Annotated in this window: 3 protein-coding genes; 2 read left to right on the top strand and 1 reads right to left on the bottom strand. The window is 72.9% G+C overall.

Going from position 1 to position 2403, the window contains the following annotated elements; all coding sequences use genetic code 11:
• Positions 1 to 29: 29 nt before the first annotated feature.
• A complete protein-coding gene (locus AB0B33_RS46770; RefSeq protein WP_360784675.1) occupies positions 30 to 638 on the bottom strand; it encodes a hypothetical protein in 609 nt (202 codons plus the stop codon).
• Between the two features lie 86 nt (positions 639 to 724).
• On the opposite strand from AB0B33_RS46770, the gene AB0B33_RS46765 reads away from it, so the two are divergent.
• On the top strand, positions 725 to 1612 hold the full coding sequence (locus tag AB0B33_RS46765; protein ID WP_360784672.1) for an XRE family transcriptional regulator: 888 nt from the start codon (positions 725 to 727) through the stop codon (positions 1610 to 1612).
• Positions 1613 to 1757: 145 nt separating this feature from the next.
• Positions 1758 to 2273, top strand: a complete 516-nt coding sequence (locus AB0B33_RS46760) for a CHAP domain-containing protein (RefSeq protein WP_360784669.1) — start codon at positions 1758 to 1760, stop codon at positions 2271 to 2273.
• Positions 2274 to 2403 lie beyond the last annotated feature (130 nt).

Here is a 2403-nt window from a genome sequence, read left to right as displayed (position 1 = left end):
ATGACCGACCCCGAGTTCGCCGACGCCACCTACATCGAGCCGGTGACGCCGGACTTCGTCGAGAAGGTCATCGCGGCGGAACGCCCGGACGTCACGACCCAGGTCAGCCGAACACGAACCAGAAGAACGACGCCGTCGCCTTCTTGCCGGACGCGTCGGTGACCGCCGGACAGCCCGCTCATGCTGTACGCCGTCCGGAGCTGGGCCGGGGTGTAGCCGCCCGCCGGTCCGGCGGGTCCGCTTGCCCGGCGTTCGTCGACGACCAGCCGGTCGTGCACCGACCAGAGGCGGAGCTGGTCCTCCGGCGGCGGCTTGAGCTCCAGGGACACCGGCCGGACCGACGGCCACAGCCGGCGCCGTTCCCGCAGCGGCGTGCGCGGCAGCGGGGGCAGCCGTCGCTCGGCCGGGCCCAGCAACGCCGTGAGCGCGCCCGGCGCCAGGCCCAGCACCTGCTCGAGCTCGACGACCGCCCGCACCGACGTCTCGCGCCCCGGCCGGGAGCGCCCGTGCCGCCAGTACGCGAGCGCGCTGCGCGAAACCGGCACCCCGCGCGCGGCGAGGTGCTCGCGCAGGCGGTCCAGGGTCAGCCCGGCGTCGCTGATGGCGGCGTCCAGCGCGCCGGCGAACGATTCGTCCACGGCTCCCACTGTCACGCCCGCGACGACGTCCGGACCAGCGCCTTTCGTCGGTTCCGAAACCCCGCGCGGGTGATCATCCTGGAGGGGTGACTCGGTCGCTTCCGGGATCGTTCGCGGTCACGCTGGACACCGCGATCGACGAATCCGGGCTGTCGCTCGATCGGCTCCAGCACCACCTGGCCGCGCGGGGCGTGCGCCTGTCGCGCTCGGCGCTGTCCTACTGGCGGCGGGGCCGCTCGCAGCCGGAACGCGAGACGTCGATGGTCGCCGTCACGCACCTGGAAGCGGTGCTGGGCCTGGCGGCGGGCACGCTGACCTCGCGGCTCGGGCCCAAGGCCCCGCGCGGGCGCTGGCTCGGCGAGCCCGCGTGCCGGATCGAGCGCCGCCGGCTGTGGCCGGAGCTGCGGACGCTGGCCGGTGAGCTGAAACCGCCGCCGGACGGCCAGCTGTCGTTCTGGTCGATCCACGACCGGATGCTGCTCGACGAGCACGGCTGCGAGCGCGCGCTGCAGGTCCGGATGGTCGCCGAAGCGGCCGTCGACGGCGTGGACCGGCTGATGACCTACTACCAGGCGGACGGGCCGCTGACCGCCGACCCGGCGTACCACCACGTCCGGTTCGCCCGGCTCGGGCGGGTCGGCGTGGACCGGGGCACCGGCATGGTCGCCGGCGAGCTGCGCCTGGACCACCCGATGGCGCTGGGCGAGGTGGCGGTCGTGGAGTACGAGATCCGGTTCCCGCCCGGCCCGCCGATCGACCACTACCACCGGCGGTTCACCCGCCCGGTGCCCGAGTACGTCTGCCAGGTGCACTTCGGGCCACGCGTACCCGGCAGCGTCCGGTCGTTCGAGCAACGCGGGCTCGGCGGCCCCGAACACCCGGGCACGCCACTGCCGGTCGGCGCCACGCACGTGGCCACGCTGGCGCTGCGCGACGTCCGCCCGGGCATCCGCGGCGCCGGCTGGCGGTGGTGAGCGCAATTCTGTGAACGCCCCGGCCCGACCAGGGGTTTCGGGTCGCCTGGCACGGGTCGTCCACAAAGGTCTGGGCCATTCGCGATCCCGCTCCTACCGTCACGGCGCGTATTCCTCCTCCCCCGCACCGGAAAGGGGCACCACCATGCGCCGACCCCTGCTCGTCTTCGCCGCCGTCCTCGCCTTCGGGATCTCCGGCACCGCCACCGCCACCGCGGCACCCGCGCAGCCGACGTCGATGGCGGCCGAGTTCGGCACCGTGCCGGCCGCCGCCACGGCGAGCACGATCGGGGACATCTACCCCGCGAAGTGGCGCAACGTCCCGCAGGACTCCGTCGTCGACGACTGGAACATGTACAACCGCGAGTGCGTCTCCTGGGCGGCCTTCAACATCGACCGCCACGGCGAGAGCGCGAACAACTACGGCGACGCGAAGTACTGGGACGACAACGCCCGCTACGACGGCTACCGCGTCGACAACTCGCCGAGCGTGGGGGCCATCGCCCAGACCGACAACGGCACCTACGGGCACGTGGCCATCGTCGACAGCGTCCACGGCGGCACGGTGACGGTCGAGGACTACAACTGGGCCGGCGACGGCCACTACCTGGTCCACGACGTCAGCACGTCCTCGTTCCGCTACATCCACTTCTACGGCTGAGGCACGCCAGCCGGTCGCGAGTGTTCAGGCGGGTTCTGACCCGCCTGACGTCGATCACGCCGAGGACGCCGATCACCGGGGTCGGCAGGATCGCCGTCGAACCGGTCTGGTTGAAGAAGCTCACGTTGCC

The organism is Amycolatopsis sp. NPDC049159, from assembly GCF_040648295.1.
Taxonomy (GTDB): domain Bacteria; phylum Actinomycetota; class Actinomycetes; order Mycobacteriales; family Pseudonocardiaceae; genus Amycolatopsis; species Amycolatopsis pretoriensis_A.
Note: the sequence above shows the minus strand (reverse complement) of the source record. Positions and strands in the feature narration are given on the sequence as shown.